Raw genomic sequence first — 17,736 nt, forward strand, 5'->3', positions numbered from 1 at the left:
CTTATGCAAGCAGTTCTGCATTTATAAGGGTACGATTCAAGCGGAAAGATACCCTTATGCAAGCAATTCTGCCTCTATAAGGGTACGATTCAAGCGGAAAGATACCCTTATGCAAGCAGTTCTCCCTCTATAAGGGTACGATTCAAGCGGAAAGATAACCCCATTAAGCAATCCTTTCAACCCAATAGAGTGTATTGCCGCCTGAATTTAACTAACCCCCCTATAATCATGAACAAACTAGGACCAACATGTTAAATAATCTGTAACAGCAGGTGAAACAGTTGATTCTCTCGCCATTGCGCTATAATTTATATATAACAGATGTCGGAACAGAGGGGATTGCCGTGAAAATATTAGTGATTGAGGATAATGAAAGTGTCTGTGCGATGATTGAGATGTTCTTTTTAAAAGAGGGCATAGAAGGCAGGTTTGTGAATGATGGCCTCCAGGGCTATGAGGCTTACAAAAGCGCAGAGTGGGATTTGCTGATTGTCGACTGGATGCTTCCGGGTATGGATGGTGTAACACTTTGCAGGAAGATCAGGCAGGATGGCAGTGATGTGCCGATCATCATGCTGACGGCCAAGGACAGTGAATCTGATCAGGTTCTTGGACTAGAGATGGGAGCGGATGATTATGTGACGAAGCCGTTCAGTCCGCTGGCTTTGATGGCGAGGATCAAGGCTGTGGCCCGGCGATATCAAAAACAGAAACCCGGTGAGCACAGCGAGGTTGGGACGAGCCGTCTGAAAATCAACAAAGAAACTCGTGAAGTAAGCCTGGACGGCAGCCCAGTGACAAATTTGACGCCAAAAGAATTCGACCTGCTTCTATTGTTCGCCCAGCATCCGCGCCAGGTATTCACGAGGGAGCAGCTTCTTGAGCGTGTCTGGGGATACCAATTTTACGGTGATGAACGTACGGTGGATGTCCATATCAAGAGACTAAGGAAGAAGATTGGCAGTGCTGAACAGCCATTCTTCCATACGGTTTGGGGCGTAGGCTATAAATTCGATGAACTGGTTGATGGGCATGAAGGTTAAATATATATACCAGCAATTTCTGAGCCATATCAGCATTATCATCGTTGCCTTCCTCATCCTGAGCCTCGTATTCACACAGTATGTGGAAACGTTGGTTTATAAAAATAAAACGGAGGAGCTGATTTCCTACGGGGAAAATATCCTCCGAGATCTTGATCGAGGCAGTGAACGTCCTGATCAGGTGATCAATCAGTATGCCCGGGTTCTTTTTGGCCGGGATATCCAGTTCAGTGTATTTGATGAGAATATCCAGCTGCTGAATCCAATCAGATGGAGAGGGCCGGCGATCGAGTTATCGGAAGAAGAGTGGAGCCAGCTCACAAACGGAAATCCGATTGTGAAAAATTTTGATCTAGAACGGTATGACCGTGCTGTGACCCTGGTTGTTTTGCCATATGTGGATCGTGGAAATTTCATCGGCGGCATTCTCCTGACCTCGCCAATCAGCGGGACACGGGAAATGATTACAGAAATCAATAAATATTTATTTTATACCGTGTTGATTGCGCTTGCTGTTTCGTTCCTGCTGAGCTGGGTGCTGTCACGCATCCATGTGAACAGGATCAAAAAGCTGCAGGAAGCCACATCGCTGGTGTCTGCAGGGGATTATACCGTAAAAGTTCCATCCTCTGACTTCGATGAAATCGGTGAATTGGCGAATGATTTTAACAGCATGGTAAGCAAACTGAACGATTCGAAATCAGAAATCGAAAGCCTGGAAAACCGGCGCCGCCAGTTCATGTCAGATGTTTCCCATGAATTGAGGACGCCGCTTACGACCATTAGCGGAATTATTGAGGGGCTCAGGAATAATATGATTCCCGAGGCGGAGAAAGAGCGGGGCATCAACCTGGTCAGCCAGGAAACGAAGCGGCTGATCAGGCTGGTTAATGAGAACCTGGATTATGATAAAATCCGCTCGAATCAAGTACTGCTTTTAAAAGAAGATATTGAACTGATTGAGGTATTCGAAATCATCCAGGACCAACTAGGGCTGCAGGCGGAGGAACGAAATAACTCAATTGAGATCCAAACGGAAGAATCAGCCATGGTCCATGCTGATTATGACCGTCTTGTCCAGATTTTGATCAATATTACGAAAAACAGCATCCAGTTCACTGAAAATGGAACCATCTTGCTTCGCGGCAGGATGGCTGGGGCGAAGACGGTGATTGAGATCGAGGACACAGGCATTGGCATCGAACCGGCTGAAATCGAAAAAATCTGGCATCGCTTTTACAAAGCCGATATCTCGAGAACGAGCAACCCGTTTGGAGAGTTCGGCCTCGGGTTGTCAATAGTCAAACAGCTGGTACAGATGCATGATGGAAAAATTTCAGTGGAAAGCGAGCATGGAAAAGGGACAAAGTTTGTGATCGAACTCCCTTTTCGATAAGATGAAAAAAGAAGCTGCGGGCATGGTCCCCGGCTTTTCCTATTTGAAAGGGTGAAACAACATGGTGCGTTTCGGAGTAGTAGGTACAAATTGGATTACAGAAGCATTTATCAAGGGGGCAAGCCACCATCAGGATTTTCAGCTTAATGCCGTTTATTCGCGTACTGAGGACCGTGCCGCGGAGTTTGCCGGCAAATTCGGAGTGGATACTATTTTTACAGACCTGGAAGAGATGGCAAAAAGCAATTTAATTGATGCCGTCTATATTGCAAGTCCCAATTCTCTGCATGCCAGCCAGGCGAAGACTCTCATGGAAAATGGCAAGCATGTTCTCTGCGAAAAAGCAATTGCGTCTAACAGCGGCGAGCTGGACGATATGATCAGGACGGCAAAGGATCATCAGGTTGTTTTGATGGAGGCGCTAAAATCGACCCTGATGCCGAACTTCAAGGCCGTCCAGGAGAATCTGGATAAAATCGGCACGATCAGAAGGTACTTCGCCAGCTATTGCCAGTATTCGTCCCGCTATGACAAGTATAAAGAAGGTACCGTATTGAACGCCTTCAACCCGAAATTTTCGGCAGGTTCACTGATGGACATCGGCATCTATTGCCTCTATCCTCTCGTTGTCCTGTTTGGAGAGCCAAAGTCTATTCAGGCAACCGGCTATTTGCTTGAATCAGGTGTGGATGGGGAAGGCAGCCTGATTATGAAATATGAGGAAATGGATGCGGTCATCATGTTTTCGAAAATCACTGATTCATCTCTTCCTTCTGAGATACACGGCGAGAATGGGAACATCAAGATTGATAAAATCAGTACGCCGGAAAAAGTGGAAATTCTCTATCGTGATGGGAGATATGAAGATATTTCGAGAGAACAACTGGATGATAATATGTTTTATGAAGCGGAGGAATTCATTAACTTGATTCAGCAAGGGAAACTGGAATCAAGGAACAACTCGCTTGAAAACTCGAGGATCACGATGAGGATTCTTGATGAGGCAAGGTCGCAAATGGGTGTCAGATTCCCGAGCGACAAATAGAAAAAGGGCAGGTGCCTTTTGTGCACCTGCCTTTTAGCATTTTTCAGAATGCCCGAGGATCAATAATTCAAAAACTTCACGCATACTGGATCCGGCACCTTCACATCTGACTGCAGCAATGTCAATCTGCCTGTATCTGTATCACGGGAATACAGCGCGACATTGCTGGAATTCTGGTTGGCGGCAATCAGGAATTTCTCACTGGGGTCTAGCACAAAATCCCTTGGCCAATTCCCCTCCGTAGACGTAAGCTCGACAAAATCAAGCTGGAAGCTTTCTGGGTCCACCTTAAAAATCGCGATACTGTCATGGCCGCGGTTGGCAGCGTAGACGTACTTCCCATCAGATGAAATATGGATGGCGCTTCCTTGGTTGTTGTCGGTAAAATCTGCAGGCAGGGTGGAGATGGCCTGCAGCTGTTCAAAGCTGCCTTCCTGTGAATTGTATTTTAAAACAAGTACTTCAGAGCTGAATTCTGTCATCAAATAGGCGATGGTATTGTTTGGATGGAAAACAAGATGCCTTGGACCGCTGCCTGGTGCAATATGGAGCACACTCTTCTCGATCAGCTGGCCGTTATCCAGAGTATAGGTAATCAATTGGTCGATGCCAAGGTCGATTACTGCTGAATGGTTTCCGTCCGGTGTAAATCCCGCATAATGGGTGTGTGCTTTTTCCTGGCGCTCATCCGGTCCTGAGCCATCATGGACCGCGCTTGATAAGACCGACTCAATATTGCCTGTTTCAGGGTTCAGCAGATAGGAATCAGCAGACCCTTTATGGTAATTGGCGGATAAAAGCAGGTTATTTTCCTCGTTCACGCTCACATGGCATGGTGACGCTCCTTGTGCAAACTCGGAATTGATGAATGATAGCTTTCCGGAATCGAGAATGCGGAAACCTGCCACTCCTCCTGTACCACCTTCCTTTGCGACAGCATAGAGAAAGCGGTTGTCGTCACTGATTGTCAGGTATGTAGGATTTTCCAGGGCTGCCGCTGGTTCCACGTCGAGGATTTTTCCATTCACTGGATCAAGGGTGAAAGAGTAGATGCCCTCGCTGTCTTCTTTTGTATATGTACCGAAATAGCCTTTGAACTTTTCATGGGTTGCCATTATGAATGCCTCCAATTTGATTAAGCATTAATTGTCTAAGATATAGTCTAGCAAAAAAATCCTGGGTGACAAAATGTTACGAACAACAGGTGAATGGGTAAAATAGTACAGGAGATCTTCAGTTTGTAAAATGAATGTTAGATAACCTGACCAAAATCTGGACTTTAAGCTTTTTAAGGGATATGCTCTTTTATAATGAGATTCTAGCAAAGTTTTCTCAATAGACGAAAGAGCCTGATATCAGTTTAAAGTGTTTAGGAGGTTTATTATGAGCTTGCAAAAACAGATAATTGACGCATTGAATGTGAAGCCGCAAATCGATCCCCAGCAGGAAATCAGGAAGAGAATCGATTTTTTAAAGGAATATTTACTTGTCTCAAGGGCAAAAGGGTTCGTGCTTGGAATCAGCGGCGGCCAGGATTCCACCCTCGCTGGAAGGCTGGCGCAGATGGCAGCGGAGGAATTGCGGTCAGAAGGCAAGGAGGCCAAATTCGTAGCAGTCAGACTTCCATATGCTGTGCAAAAAGACGAGGAAGATGCACAGAAAGCATTGGACTTCATCAAGGCTGACCAGACGATCACCTTCAATATCCAGCCTGCTGTCGATACGTTCAATACACAGTTCGAGGAAGCGATTGGCGATAATATGACGGATTTTAATAAAGGAAACGCAAAGGCAAGGATGAGAATGATCACACAGTATGCCATCGCAGGACAGGAAGGCTTGCTGGTGATCGGGACAGACCATGCTGCCGAGGCTGTGACCGGATTCTTTACAAAATACGGGGACGGCGGTGCCGATTTGCTGCCTCTATCCGGACTGAACAAGCGTCAGGGCAGGGAACTGCTGAAGGCATTGAACGCAGAACCGAGACTGTACCTGAAAGAGCCTACTGCCGACCTTCTTGACAACAAGCCGCTTCAGTCCGATGAAACCGAGCTTGGAGTCAGCTATGAAGCAATCGATGACTATCTGGAAGGAAAGCAGATTGACGAAGCGGACGCTGGCAAAATTGAAGGCAGATACCTTGCTTCCGAGCATAAACGGCATATGCCTGCATCCATGTTTGATTCTTGGTGGAAGAGATAAGCATAAAAAAGCCTGGCTGAGATCTTCGATCAATCAGCCAGGCTTTTCATTTATTCAGTTTGCGCCACTGCGAAATGCGGCGTATCTTCTTTTTCCGTCACTTTGTCGATTTTATCGGTGAACATTTGGAAGACTCGCTTTTTCTCTTCCAATTCCTTGATATATTCCTTCAAATCATTGAATTTCTCCTCAAATGGCTGATGATACAGTTCACGGATTTTCCTGTTCAAGTCTGGATTCACTGTCGACTGGACGACTTGCTTTGTGATGTTGAATTTATATGTATACACTTTTAACTCGTTTTTAACTTCTTCATACTCCGAATCAATCTCTTGAAGAATCTCTTCAATTTCTGTTTTCCATTCATCTAGCGACTTCTTAACATGCTGTTCCATAAGGATCCTCCTGCCATTCGCCTGTAATAAAGCTTCTTCCCTTTATTCTAGCAAGCGAATTTTACATAGAGATTGCTGGGATATTACATTGTTAAAACAATCCTAGTCCGAATTTGTACAGTGCTTCCCAAAAGCTGTTTCTATCAATCTGCAGGTATTAAACTATCTCATAAAAGATTTCTCTATAAATGGTTCTAGGAAAAAAGACTCATCCTTGTAAGAAAATGGCGAAAATTGTTGAAATAACGGTACTATAGTTTTATATTTTAATTAGAACTGAAAAAGGCAAACTCATCGAAAGGTGAGGACGCAAAGCCACGAGTCTAAGGCATCACTGCTATGATCGTCGGGCTGCCAAAAAAGAACGGATGAGAACACCAGGTACAGGTGGATGGTTTTAAAGACTGTTTGCCACATTAAAATCCGCCGTCCTTTTGGGGGATTTTTTATTTGGAATGTCTCTTTCTGCACCATATTGCAAAAAGAAACGAATTTCACGTTTGTATATTGCGATATAGGATAAATAATACCTAAGATACTTGACAGGACAAAATAAAATGATCCTTTTGGCAGATTTGGTTTTAGCCAATGTTCAATTTTTTTATGAAAGGTGGAGGAAACGTTGACGGTTTTATTTGGGACGGTAGAGTACTTTGAACGGGAGATAGAGTTTCATTTATCTGAAGTTGAAAAAAGAGAGAGGTTCCGGGAAGAAATCAATCAAATTCAATTGAAGCTTGAAGAAGAGCTGCTTAATGACTTTATCTGCGACGAAAAGCTAAGGATGGAATGCTTGCAGAATCTATCGAATGCCTGCAGTAAGTTAACTGAAGATTATGTAGTTTGACAAGAAAAGCGGAAGCGCCTTGGTCAGCCCCGACAAGCGTCTTGAGGGGCTAGGCGGTGCGGCTGGACAATTCTCAAGTTATATCTTTCTTATTTCATACGAAAAGCCTGTGGACCGATCCACAGGCTTTTTCTATTGCTCTATTTAACTAGGCAGAGGGATAATACCTGGTTGGTATGTATTCTGCTTTGTAAAAGAAGAATGTCCTTTTGAGTATTTTTGATGAGGCTGGAACGGAAATCAACAACCACTATGGACAAGAGCATTATTTCAAAAAAGTGTTTGAACATCTCGTTTAAAGGATATGTTTATCAATAGGACAGCAAAAGGGGAATCGACATGGAGAAAAAGGAATATAACAAACTCGTAAGAGACCTGTTTCCTGATTTGATGAAGGAAAAGGGAAAGAAAGTAGAATTTGAAATTTTGGAAGCCAGTCAATATAGTGAAAAACTTATGGAGAAGTTCAATGAGGAAGTTGAGAAATTCCGTAATGCTGGAACAGACAGGCTGCTGAGTGAAATGGTTGATTTGCTTGAGGTGGTCTATGCGATTGCCGAGCACAGGGGAATCACTGAATCGGAAGTAGAGTTTATGCGCCAGCTGAAGAAGAATCGCAGCGGCGGCTTCAGGAAAAAAATCATGCTTAAAACAATTGAGGAAGAATCCTGATAAAAAAGCCCTCTGCCTTATCGGCGGAGGGCTTTTGCTATATCGTTAAGCAGATTTATGTGCAGCTTCTGGTGTTTGTTTGAAAACAGTTTTGCGGATGAAAGGAACCACCCAGCGGTCCAAGCCGTATTTACCAGCGTTGTAGCCAGCGAACAGGATGATGAAGCCGAAGAAGATGTCTGTTGGGTTGTGAGACACTGTTCCGGCAAGGAAGAAGCTGAAGTTCATCACAAGGCCGAAGAACATGGCTGCAGTTGTCAGTGTTCCTAGAATCAAGCCAAGACCAACCAGGAATTCTCCCAGCGGGACAATAAAGTTGAAAAGTTCGATATTCGGGAGTGCAAAACTTTCAAGGAAGTTTACATACCAACCATATACTGCGTTTCCGTCTGGACCTTTTACTGGATTGGCAACTGCATTTTTTAAATATCCAGTTGCGTCGAATCCTTCACCAGTTAATTTTCCCCATCCAGCAGTCATCCAATTGTAACCCAGCCAAACACGAATCACAGTCAACAGGCCAGCAGCAATATTGTTTTCTCTTAACCATTTAGCGAACATCTAAATCGCTTCCCTTCAAAAATTAATAATTATTACACTTATAAGATATCAAAGCAATTTATGGAAATCTGTGAAAAAAGTGTGAAGACACATATCAGCCATAATGTTTTGAACAAATTTTGTCAAATAAATTCCTTTAATGCAACATAATACCTACACAGGTATTTTTTTATTTTCCTTTTTCTTGTCGCATATGATGGAAATATATAGAATAAATATAGTGAGAAGTACAAGCTGGAAAGGGGAAGGTAAGGATGAGCGAGCTTTTATTCAAGCAGTTTGAATTAACAAGAGGTTCTTTTTTGAAAACAACTGAGGGCATCACTACGGAACAGGCAAGTGTCCAGCCAGAGGGCTTCAATAATAACATTCACTGGCACATCGGGCATGTGCTGACAGTTACAGAACAATTCATGATGGGATTCCCGAAAAAATCAAGTCATCTCCCTGTAAACTACATAGAGTTATTCGGAAATGGTACCCGTCCATCCGACTGGACTGGAGATGTTCCTTCCGTTGAAGTTTTGCGGGACCAATTGAAAGCGCAGCTGGGAAGGATCAAGGAAATACCGCCTTCAATGCTGGATGAAAAGCTCAAAAAGCCTTTCCTTGGGATGGAGACTTTCGGAGAGCTTGCGAACATGTCACTATTTCATGAAGCCTATCATCTTGGGCAAATTCACGTGATGAGAAAATTAGTAAAGTGATAGAGTAGCAAAAGCTATAAATGGGCTCTGTTTTATTAACCTGAAAACCCTTAATACGTAATAGTAAATAAGGGAAGCGGATGGTGTCTATAACACAACAATCAATGGAGGAACAGGCACAATAAAAAATGAGGAAAAGTAAGGGTTGGCAGGAATGGAGGCACTAGAAAATGTACCAGGAGAATTGCCCATATTGTAATGTGCACGCAGATGAAGAGCAGGAAATTGTACTGGAAAGTGAAACCTGTTATTTTATCCAGAAGGAGTCTGAGCAGCAAGTCCTGCAGGGAAGCGGGCTGATCATCCCGAAGCTCCATAAGCAAAATGTTTTTGAGTTATCAGATCAGGAATGGAAGGATTCCAGGGAGTTACTGCTTGAGACGAAGAAGATTCTTGACGAAAAGTATGCTCCAGACGGTTACAGTGTAGGGTGGAATACGGGACACGCTGGAGGGCAATCGATTTTCCATGCCCATTTGCATGTGATTCCGCGATTCAAGGATGAACCTCTCGCAGGCAAGGGGATCAGGTATTGGATTAAACAAAAGGAGAATAAGAGGAATTGAACCACGAAGTTTAGGTTGGGAAAATTTCCATGAAGATATTAGAATATTTTTACAAAAATGATTCCAAAATCCCGGGAGAGCAGTCCCGGGATTTTTCTATTTTAGAGGAGGGTTGGGTCTATAGTGGTATAGACATCTATACTGTTATTTAGATAGTCTAAGGTTACAGCATGAAAGCCTTTTCAAAGTTTAATAGATTAAATGGAGCAATCGCTCGGAAAAGGAGGAAACATGAAGAACAAAACACTAACGATTGCACTGTCAGCAGTTCTCGGTACAGGGGTGATGATTCCAGTCTCATTCGCGGACGGGAATCAAGTGCCGGGCCCATCGATTGAAAAGCGGGAGGGAAAAGCAGGCTTCCAGGAAGTCCATCCTGTGTTTTCGTGGGATAAGCCAGGTCCTTTATCGCCTGTACTTCATAAAGGATCGGTTCGGGGAGCGGGCATGGTCCAGCAGCCGCTGGATGAGATTGACGGGCATATGGAAAAAATGATAGCCGACCGTGTAATGCCAGGTGCTGTCGCTTTCGTCGCCCGGCGCGGCCATGTTGTGAAGCATGAGGCGTATGGATTTGCTTACAGATATGAAGATGACCAATTCACTGAATCCAGGAATCCGATCATGATGGAAGAAGATACGATATTTGACCTTGCCTCTATCAGTAAAATTTTCACCACTACAGCAGCTATGATTCTTTATGACCAGGGAAGGTTCAAGCTGGATGATAAAGTTTCAAAGCATATTCCTGAATTCGCCGCTAATGGAAAAGAAGACGTCACCATAAGGCAGCTCCTTACCCACACATCCGGTTTCACGGCATGGGTTCCCCTTTATACAAAAGGAGGCAGCCGTGAAGACAGAATGAATATTGTATTGGAACATCCATTGAAAAATGAGCCGGGCAGTACTTATACATACAGCGATCTCAACATGATCACGCTCGGTATGTTGATTGAAAGGCTTTCAGGCCAGCGTCAGGATGAGTTTGTCAAAGAATTTATAACAGAGCCTCTTGGAATGGCGGATACAATGTACAATCCTCCGTTATCACTGAAAAAGCGGATCGCTGCGACAGAATATCAGCCATGGACGAACCGCGGAGTTGTCTGGGGTGAAGTACATGACGAAAATGCGTGGTCACTGGATGGTGTCGCAGGACATGCTGGAGTGTTCTCAACAGCCGAGGACCTGGCAAAGCTTGCTCATATGTATTTGAATGATGGCAAATATGGAAGCGTTCAGATCCTTAAGCAAAAAACAGTGGATATGATTGTTGAAAACCAAATCCCTCAGTTCTCTGGTGATGACCACGGATTAGGCTGGGAGCTTGCCCAGGGATGGTTCATGGATGCGTTATCTGAGGGGACATCACTTGGCCATACCGGTTATACAGGGACTTCGATTGTCGTAAACAGGAATAATGGCACACTCGCAATCCTGTTGACCAACAGGGTCCATCCAAGCCGAAGCACGGTTTCTACGAATGTAGCGCGAAGACAGCTTGCAAGACAGGTTGCCGATTCCATCCCGGTAAATATTCCAGATGGATCTGCCTGGTTTTCAGGATATGGAGACAAACTCCAACGCACGATGACAGCAGAAGTAAAACTCGAAAATCCTGCTAAACTATCATTCGACACCTGGCATCGGATTGAAGCGGATGCTGATCATGGTTATCTGGAAATCTCGGGGGACGGTGAAAACTGGGAACGAGTGGCTAGTTTTACAGGAAGCAGCGTGGATTGGGATGCAGAGGAGGTTGAAATACCTGCAGCGACTAAGCACATCCGTTTCCAATACGAAACGGACAGTTATACGAATGGCCGAGGCTGGTATGTCGACAATATCAGTCTAGTAACCTCCGATGGAAAAAAGGTTGAACCTGAATTTTCAGGAGAAGGCTGGGAGCAAAGAAATTACTAACTTTAGTAATTCTTAATAAATTGGATAAAATATGCAAAACGGAGGAGATTAGATGAGGAAACTCAGTAAGCTAATGCTTTATTCTCTAGTGTTCATGCTGGCATTTTCACAAATGCTGCCTGGCCTTTCTATGAAGAAGGCTGGTGCCGAGGAAAAGAACACAGCGGAGGATCTGGTGATTTACGAAAATGTTCCAGAAGCCGAAACAGCAGTTAAAGACGGAACCATACAATTGAAAGCACTCCATGTGTATTCCGAAGGACATTTTATGCTGGCATCTGAAAACCTTGTATGGGAGTCTGCCAATAAAAATGTGGCAACAGTTGACAAGGATGGAAATGTGGAGTTCACAGGGCAGAATGGACGGACATTCATTACAGTGACAGACGGTACTTTCAAGGACCGTATCGCACTCGATTATAAAGTGAATCCATCCTCCAAGGCTGAAGGGGAAAAAGGAAAGCCTGAATCGGAAGGTGTTGTCATTAAGCAGGAAAGTCAGCGATATGACTTGATTGGCAATGCAATCAGCAAAATGACCCTGGAGGAAAAAACAGGGCAAATGCTTATGCCTGATTTCAGGACTTGGAAAGGTGAAAATGTAACCGAAATGCTGCCGGAAATTGAGCAGCTCGTAAAGAAATACCATTTGGGCGGAGTTATCCTCTTCCGTGAGAATGTGGTTACAACAGAACAGACGGCACGCTTAGTATCCGATTACCAGGAGGCGGCCGAAAAATTCGGCCTGCTGCTGACAATTGACCAGGAAGGCGGAATTGTCACCAGGCTTCAATCAGGGACGGATATGCCAGGCAACATGGCATTAGGCGCAACACGCTCACCAGAAATCGCTTATAACGTGGGCAGCGCCATCGGCGAGGAACTCGCATCTTTGGGAATCAACATGAACTTTGCACCGGTTATGGACGTTAATAACAATCCGGACAATCCGGTAATCGGCGTCCGTTCATTTGGTGAAGATCCAGAGCTTGTTGCTGACATGGGTGTAGCTTATACAAAAGGGCTACAGGCTGCTGGTGTCGCGGCTACAGCGAAACATTTCCCTGGCCATGGGGACACGGCGGTCGATTCCCACCTTGGATTGCCTGAAGTTCCACATGGTAAAGAACGATTAAAGGAAGTTGAATTGTATCCTTTTCAAAAAGGAATGGAAGCGGGGATTGACGCGATCATGACAGCACATGTGACTTTCCCTAAAATAGATTCAACAAAAGCAGTTTCTCAGAAAACAGGAGAAGAAATCGCCATTCCGGCAACACTTTCATACAAGGTCCTGACAGAACTAATGCGTGAAGAAATGGGCTATCAAGGCGTCATCACAACAGACGCGATGAATATGAAAGCCATTGCTGACCATTTCGGCCCTGTTGATGCAGCTATCCGTGCGGTAAAGGCTGGTACGGACATCATTTTAATGCCGGTCGGTCTTGAAGAAGTCGCATCAGGACTGCTGGAAGCTGTGAAGGCTGGAGAAATTTCCGAAGACCGAGTGGAAGCATCCGTTAGACGTATTTTAACCTTGAAGGTAAAAAGAGGTGTGATCAAGGAAGAAGCGCCTGTTTCAATCGAAGACAAGATTGCGAATGCAGTGAAGGTGGTCGGATCTGCTGAGCATAAGCAAATTGAAAAAGAAGCGGCTGAGAAATCAATCACTTTAGTTAAAAATGATGCAGGATTGCCTCTGAACCTGGAAAGCGGTGGGGAAATCGTCGTTGTGGGCAATACTTTCATCAGCAGCCTGGGTGAAGCGGTTAAACAGCGCCATGGAAATACAACTGTCATCTCATCTTCAACTTACAAGCTGACTCAGGAACAGCTGGAACTGATTAAAAATGCCAGCGCGGTAATAGTCGGCACCTACACTTACAATGTGTCAGGACGTATGCCATCGAGCGCACAAATGGCAATGGTCAACCAGATCATAGAGGTTGCAAACGGTCCTGTTGTCGGTGTCGGCATCCGAAATCCATATGACATTATGGCTTACCCGAAAATCGATGCGTACCTCACCCAATACGGTTTCCGTCCAGCAAGCTTTGAAGCAGCGGCCGGAGCGATCTTTGGTGAATTCGCTCCAACAGGAAAGCTGCCTATCACGATTCCTGATTATAATGGCGGGGTTCTTTATGAATTCGGTCACGGATTAACCTACTAAAAGTTTATAGGCGGGCTTCAGGAATGCGGCCTGCCTTTGATTTTGGAAGATGAAAAAAATGTGAGAACTGCATAACTAATAGTTTTTAAATCTATTAAAACAGGAGTGATCATGATGAAAAAATGGCTGGCAGCAGTATTGACGACTGTGTTGATTCTGTCTTCATTGACCATTGCGTTGGCAAACCATGATAGCGTACAGGGCAAGAGCCAGGATCTGAAGAAATTTAAGGTTGGTGCTGAAGCACTGCTCGAGGAGCACAAGGATCTAATCAAAGGTAAGCGAGTCGGTCTGATCACGAACCCTACTGGGGTAGATCAAAACCTAACCAGTGTTGTCGACCTGCTGTTCAACGATCCTGATGTCGAGCTGACAGCTCTTTACGGACCCGAGCATGGCGTTCGGGGAAGCGCCCAGGCTGGAGCTTATGTCGAGTACTATATCGATGAAAGAACACAGCTCCCTGTATACAGCCTTTATGGAAAAACAAAAAAGCCAACACCAGATATGCTTGAAAACATCGATGTCCTGCTGTTTGATATTCAGGATGTAGGAACAAGATTCTATACCTATATTTACACGATGGCTTATGCGATGGAAGCAGCCAAGGAAAATAACATCCCATTTATCGTATTAGACCGTCCCAATCCGCTTGGCGGACATAAGGTGGAGGGACCTGTCCTTGAAACTAAATATAAATCCTTTGTAGGAAACTATGAAATTCCATTGCGCCACGGCATGACGGTTGGGGAGCTGGCAAGGCTCTTCAATGAGGAATTCAATATAGGCGCAGACTTGACTGTCGTTGAGATGGACCGCTGGAAACGCACGATGCATTATGATGAAACGCCGCTCGAGTTCGTTATGCCTTCACCAAATATGCCTACACTCGACACGGCCTTCGTATATCCGGGAGCCGCATTGATTGAAGGCACGAATGTATCGGAAGGAAGAGGGACAACAAAGCCGTTTGAACTGATCGGTGCCCCGTTCATCAATTCAGATGACTTGTCCGCAAAATTGAACTCTTTAAATCTTCCAGGAGTAAAGTTCAGGGCAGCATCGTTCACACCGACATTCTCAAAGCATGCAGGCAAACTGTCCCATGGCGTCCAGATCCATATTACCAACCGTGAGTCGTTCAAACCAGTTGAAACAGGGCTTCATATTGTAAAAGCAATTCACGATATGTATCCTGAGGATTTCCAATTCCGCGCTGAAGACAGCAGGGGAATTTCCTTCTTCGACCTTCTGACAGGAAATGGCTGGATCAGGGAAGAAATTGAAGCCGGAACATCCGTGGAAGACATCCAGGCTATGTGGGAAGAGGAATTGAAGGAGTTCAAGCAGGTGAGGGAAAAGTACCTTCTCTATTAAGTGATTGATAAAGAAAATGGCCTCTGCAAATGCAGCGGCCATTTTTATGTTGTACTGTTGCTCCAATCTGTATATAATCCACTGCCGCTGCAGCCAGGACATTCGTATGGTGCTGCATAATAGACAAACTCATTCGCGGAAAAAGCGTAATATCCTCTGCCATGGCAGTCTGGGCATTTATTCTGGTCCTTCATATTCGAAAGATGGTTTTCGTATCTGGTATTTCTCCATTGGGTGAGCGCATTAAATAAACCCATTCATGAACACCTCCAGTTCTATGCATAGTTTGGAGAAATAAATGCTTTATTATGTATAGTTTATGGAGAATTTTGGTTTTTGACCCGGTATTAGCACATAACTTGTCTAAAAAGTTGACATTCCTGTGAACAATTCACGCTCAAACTCTTTGTTGGATAATCTTGGACTATAATGAATCCGTACAATAAAACAGGAGGGATTCAGGATGAAAAATGAATTGACACAAACAGTCAACAAGCAAATCGCAAACTGGACTGTACTCTACCTTAAGCTTCATAACTATCACTGGTATGTGACAGGTCCGGAATTTTTCACTCTTCACGCGAAATTCGAAGAGCTTTACAACGAAGCTGCCTTACATATCGATGAACTTGCAGAAAGACTGCTGGCAATGGGTGACAAACCAGTCGCAACCATGTCCGGTGCGCTAGAACTCGCATCTGTAAAAGAAGCATCAGGAAATGAAAGCGCAACTGATATGGTCGCAAGCATAGTAGAAGACTATTCAACAATGATCCAAGAGCTCAAGAAGGGCATGGAACTGGCAGAGGAAGTCAATGATGAAACAACAAGCGACCTGCTGCTGACCATTCACGCAGGCTTAGAAAAACATGTGTGGATGCTGAACTCCTTCCTTGGGAGATAAAAGTGAGTGAAATGAGACGTATGTAATTGCATGCGTCTCTTTTGTATTTATACATAATCTACTGAAATAAGCTTGGTAAAAAACTTTCTATATAAAAATCAAAAAGCACCCATGCAACGGGTGCTTTAAATGAAAAATTCCATCTTCGATCTATTATTATGCCTCCAGCCAGCTCTGTGACCATTTTTCAATTTCTTTCATAAGAGGTTCCAGTGCTTTGCCTTTTTCGGTCAAAGAATATTCGATCCGGACTGGAGTTTCAGGATGAACTTCGCGTCTCACAATCCCTTCGCTTTCCAAATCCTTCAATCGCTCTGAAAGCACTCTTCCACTAACGCCTATAGAGGATTCAATCGTACAAAAACGCTGCGGTCCAGCCAGCAGCTGATATATGATCATTCCAGTCCAGCGCTGGCTTAGGATTGTCATGGCTTTTTCAAATCTGGGACAAATCGACTTATCCATATCAATCACTCCTTACTAACATTATAAACATTACATCTGAAAAATAAATTACTTTTTATAAAAAAGATACTTGACGTAACTTAATTACAGTAATATAGTTACTTACATAAAGTAACCTGCTTACTGCAGTTAAGTTCAAAAAAATTTTTATAAGGAGAGTAATGGATATGATAAAAAAGCATGAAGCAGCATCCACTATTTTAAGGTTAGTTTTAGGAGCTACATTTTCAATCCATGGAGCTGCAAAGTTCCAGGGGGGGATTGGAAATACAGTCGCCTTTTTTGAAAGCCTTGGTTTCCCTGGAATTTCGGCATACATTGTTGCCCTAGTAGAGCTTGTTGGCGGGTTGGCAATGCTGCTTGGTGTAGGAACGAGGGTAATTTCAATTTTATTTGCGGTCGTTTTAGCAGTAGCTATTGTAAAGGTAAAGGTTGCCGGAGGATTCATGGGAAATGGCCAAATGGCAGGCTTTGAGCTTGATTTGGCCCTTCTGGCGATTTCAATTTTTCTAGCAATTACAAACAAATCGCTTTTTGCCCTGGATAATGTTATTTTTCAATCAAAGAATGCTTAAAGGAGGAAGAATATATGAGTTTTCATCAACCGCCGGTTACTTTTGTAGGCCGAGTTAATTTAAAGGTACAAAGTTTAGAACGCTCCCTTGCCTTTTATCAGGAGGTAATTGGTTTCAAGGTCTTTGAAAAAACGGATAAATCCGCCAAGTTAACTGCCGATGGAAAAACTGTGCTTCTAAGTATTGAGCAGCCATCCGATGTAATCCCAAAGAAGGGAAGAACTACTGGATTGTATCATTTTGCGCTCTTGCTGCCTGACAGGGCTGACCTGGCAAAAATACTGAAGCACTTCCTGCAGAATGGATATCCATTGCAAGGGGCATCTGACCATCTTGTAAGTGAAGCACTGTATTTAGCAGACCCGGATGGAAATGGAATTGAGATCTATACAGACAGACCATCGTCAAAATGGGAATGGAATGAGCAACATGTGGTGATGGCCACTCAGGCACTGGATGCGGAAAATCTACTTGCAGAGGGAAAGGAGCAAACATGGAACGACCTTCCTGCAGGAACAGTGATGGGACATATCCATTTACACGTCGCAGAACTAGCAAAAACAGAAGAGTTTTACACAAAAGGACTTGGTTTTGAAGTAGTCAGCCGTTATGGACCTCAGGCTCTCTTCATTTCTTCAGGAAAGTACCATCACCACATCGGTCTGAATACATGGAACGGCGCGGGGGCTCCTAAACCGCCTGCTAATAGCGCAGGACTTGAATCATACACTCTCGTACTGCCCGACGAAGCGAGCTTGGAAGACACAATAGTCCGCCTGAAAGAAATCGGGGCGCCTGTCAGAGAAGAAAAAGGCATTTTCATTACGGAAGATCCTTCCGGAAACCGCATTAAGATGGAAACAGCTAAGTAAAATC

Annotated in this window: 19 protein-coding genes and 1 riboswitch; of the genes, 14 read left to right on the plus strand and 5 right to left on the minus strand. The window is 44.2% G+C overall.

Features of this window, described 5'->3' with window-relative positions:
• Positions 1-344 precede the first annotated feature (344 nt).
• From J7E37_RS07670 to J7E37_RS07680, 3 genes are all read left to right on the plus strand, one after another.
• Positions 345-1,043: a winged helix-turn-helix domain-containing protein gene (locus tag J7E37_RS07670; protein WP_214738919.1), complete on the plus strand. Its 699-nt coding sequence runs from the start codon at positions 345-347 to the stop codon at positions 1,041-1,043.
• Positions 1,033-2,439: a sensor histidine kinase gene (locus J7E37_RS07675; protein WP_214776507.1), complete on the plus strand. Its 1,407-nt coding sequence runs from the start codon at positions 1,033-1,035 to the stop codon at positions 2,437-2,439. Before J7E37_RS07670 ends, J7E37_RS07675 begins: the two co-directional genes overlap by 11 nt.
• A gap of 61 nt (positions 2,440-2,500) precedes the next feature.
• Positions 2,501-3,484, plus strand: coding sequence for a Gfo/Idh/MocA family protein (locus J7E37_RS07680; protein ID WP_215023398.1), 984 nt, complete (start codon positions 2,501-2,503; stop codon positions 3,482-3,484).
• A gap of 59 nt (positions 3,485-3,543) precedes the next feature.
• Here the strand turns inward: J7E37_RS07680 and J7E37_RS07685 are convergent, their stop codons facing one another.
• Positions 3,544-4,599: a lactonase family protein gene (locus J7E37_RS07685; RefSeq protein ID WP_215023400.1), complete on the minus strand. Its 1,056-nt coding sequence runs from the start codon at positions 4,597-4,599 to the stop codon at positions 3,544-3,546.
• A 268-nt stretch (positions 4,600-4,867) separates the two neighbouring features.
• Between J7E37_RS07685 and nadE the strand changes: the two genes are divergently transcribed.
• Positions 4,868-5,689 carry an ammonia-dependent NAD(+) synthetase gene (gene nadE, locus J7E37_RS07690; RefSeq protein ID WP_215023402.1) on the plus strand — a complete coding sequence of 274 codons (822 nt, stop codon included), beginning with the start codon at positions 4,868-4,870 and terminating at the stop codon, positions 5,687-5,689.
• A 50-nt stretch (positions 5,690-5,739) separates the two neighbouring features.
• Here nadE and J7E37_RS07695 read toward each other — a convergent pair whose 3' ends face one another.
• On the minus strand, positions 5,740-6,084 hold the full coding sequence (locus J7E37_RS07695) for a hypothetical protein (RefSeq protein ID WP_214776473.1): 345 nt from the start codon (positions 6,082-6,084) through the stop codon (positions 5,740-5,742).
• Between the two features lie 274 nt (positions 6,085-6,358).
• Positions 6,359-6,443, plus strand: a riboswitch (cyclic di-GMP riboswitch).
• A gap of 263 nt (positions 6,444-6,706) precedes the next feature.
• Here J7E37_RS07695 and J7E37_RS07700 point away from each other — a divergent pair.
• Both J7E37_RS07700 and J7E37_RS07705 read left to right on the plus strand, forming a co-directional pair.
• The gene (locus J7E37_RS07700) at positions 6,707-6,931 is read left to right on the plus strand and encodes a hypothetical protein (RefSeq protein WP_192472149.1); all 225 of its coding nucleotides are present in this window, start codon (positions 6,707-6,709) and stop codon (positions 6,929-6,931) included.
• Positions 6,932-7,270: 339 nt separating this feature from the next.
• Positions 7,271-7,603, plus strand: a complete 333-nt coding sequence (locus J7E37_RS07705) for a nucleoside triphosphate pyrophosphohydrolase (RefSeq protein WP_214776474.1) — start codon at positions 7,271-7,273, stop codon at positions 7,601-7,603.
• A gap of 45 nt (positions 7,604-7,648) precedes the next feature.
• Here J7E37_RS07705 and J7E37_RS07710 read toward each other — a convergent pair whose 3' ends face one another.
• Positions 7,649-8,164, minus strand: coding sequence for a DoxX family protein (locus J7E37_RS07710; RefSeq protein ID WP_214776475.1), 516 nt, complete (start codon positions 8,162-8,164; stop codon positions 7,649-7,651).
• A gap of 254 nt (positions 8,165-8,418) precedes the next feature.
• Between J7E37_RS07710 and J7E37_RS07715 the strand changes: the two genes are divergently transcribed.
• From J7E37_RS07715 to J7E37_RS07735, 5 genes are all read left to right on the plus strand, one after another.
• Positions 8,419-8,871: a DinB family protein gene (locus J7E37_RS07715; protein ID WP_214776476.1), complete on the plus strand. Its 453-nt coding sequence runs from the start codon at positions 8,419-8,421 to the stop codon at positions 8,869-8,871.
• Positions 8,872-9,041: 170 nt separating this feature from the next.
• A complete protein-coding gene (locus tag J7E37_RS07720; RefSeq protein ID WP_214776477.1) occupies positions 9,042-9,437 on the plus strand; it encodes an HIT family protein in 396 nt (131 codons plus the stop codon).
• Positions 9,438-9,668: 231 nt separating this feature from the next.
• A complete protein-coding gene (locus J7E37_RS07725; protein ID WP_215023404.1) occupies positions 9,669-11,363 on the plus strand; it encodes a serine hydrolase domain-containing protein in 1,695 nt (564 codons plus the stop codon).
• Positions 11,364-11,415: 52 nt separating this feature from the next.
• On the plus strand, positions 11,416-13,539 hold the full coding sequence (locus tag J7E37_RS07730; protein ID WP_214776479.1) for a glycoside hydrolase family 3 protein: 2,124 nt from the start codon (positions 11,416-11,418) through the stop codon (positions 13,537-13,539).
• 114 nt (positions 13,540-13,653) lie between these two features.
• Positions 13,654-14,916 (plus strand): exo-beta-N-acetylmuramidase NamZ family protein, encoded by a 1,263-nt coding sequence (locus J7E37_RS07735; protein ID WP_215023406.1) that lies wholly within the window; start codon positions 13,654-13,656, stop codon positions 14,914-14,916.
• Between the two features lie 44 nt (positions 14,917-14,960).
• Here J7E37_RS07735 and J7E37_RS07740 read toward each other — a convergent pair whose 3' ends face one another.
• Positions 14,961-15,173 (minus strand): methionine aminopeptidase, encoded by a 213-nt coding sequence (locus J7E37_RS07740; RefSeq protein ID WP_214776481.1) that lies wholly within the window; start codon positions 15,171-15,173, stop codon positions 14,961-14,963.
• A gap of 206 nt (positions 15,174-15,379) precedes the next feature.
• On the opposite strand from J7E37_RS07740, the gene J7E37_RS07745 reads away from it, so the two are divergent.
• Complete coding sequence (locus J7E37_RS07745; RefSeq protein WP_215023408.1) at positions 15,380-15,820, plus strand: Dps family protein; 441 nt, start codon at positions 15,380-15,382, stop codon at positions 15,818-15,820.
• A 156-nt stretch (positions 15,821-15,976) separates the two neighbouring features.
• On the opposite strand, the gene J7E37_RS07750 is transcribed toward J7E37_RS07745, so the two are convergent.
• Positions 15,977-16,285 carry a winged helix-turn-helix transcriptional regulator gene (locus J7E37_RS07750; protein WP_214776483.1) on the minus strand — a complete coding sequence of 103 codons (309 nt, stop codon included), beginning with the start codon at positions 16,283-16,285 and terminating at the stop codon, positions 15,977-15,979.
• Between the two features lie 167 nt (positions 16,286-16,452).
• On the opposite strand from J7E37_RS07750, the gene J7E37_RS07755 reads away from it, so the two are divergent.
• Both J7E37_RS07755 and J7E37_RS07760 read left to right on the plus strand, forming a co-directional pair.
• Positions 16,453-16,860: a DoxX family protein gene (locus tag J7E37_RS07755; RefSeq protein WP_215023409.1), complete on the plus strand. Its 408-nt coding sequence runs from the start codon at positions 16,453-16,455 to the stop codon at positions 16,858-16,860.
• A gap of 14 nt (positions 16,861-16,874) precedes the next feature.
• Positions 16,875-17,732, plus strand: a complete 858-nt coding sequence (locus tag J7E37_RS07760) for a VOC family protein (protein ID WP_214776484.1) — start codon at positions 16,875-16,877, stop codon at positions 17,730-17,732.
• Positions 17,733-17,736 lie beyond the last annotated feature (4 nt).

It is taken from the genome of Bacillus sp. ISL-39 (assembly GCF_018613295.1).
Classification (GTDB): domain Bacteria; phylum Bacillota; class Bacilli; order Bacillales; family Cytobacillaceae; genus Mesobacillus.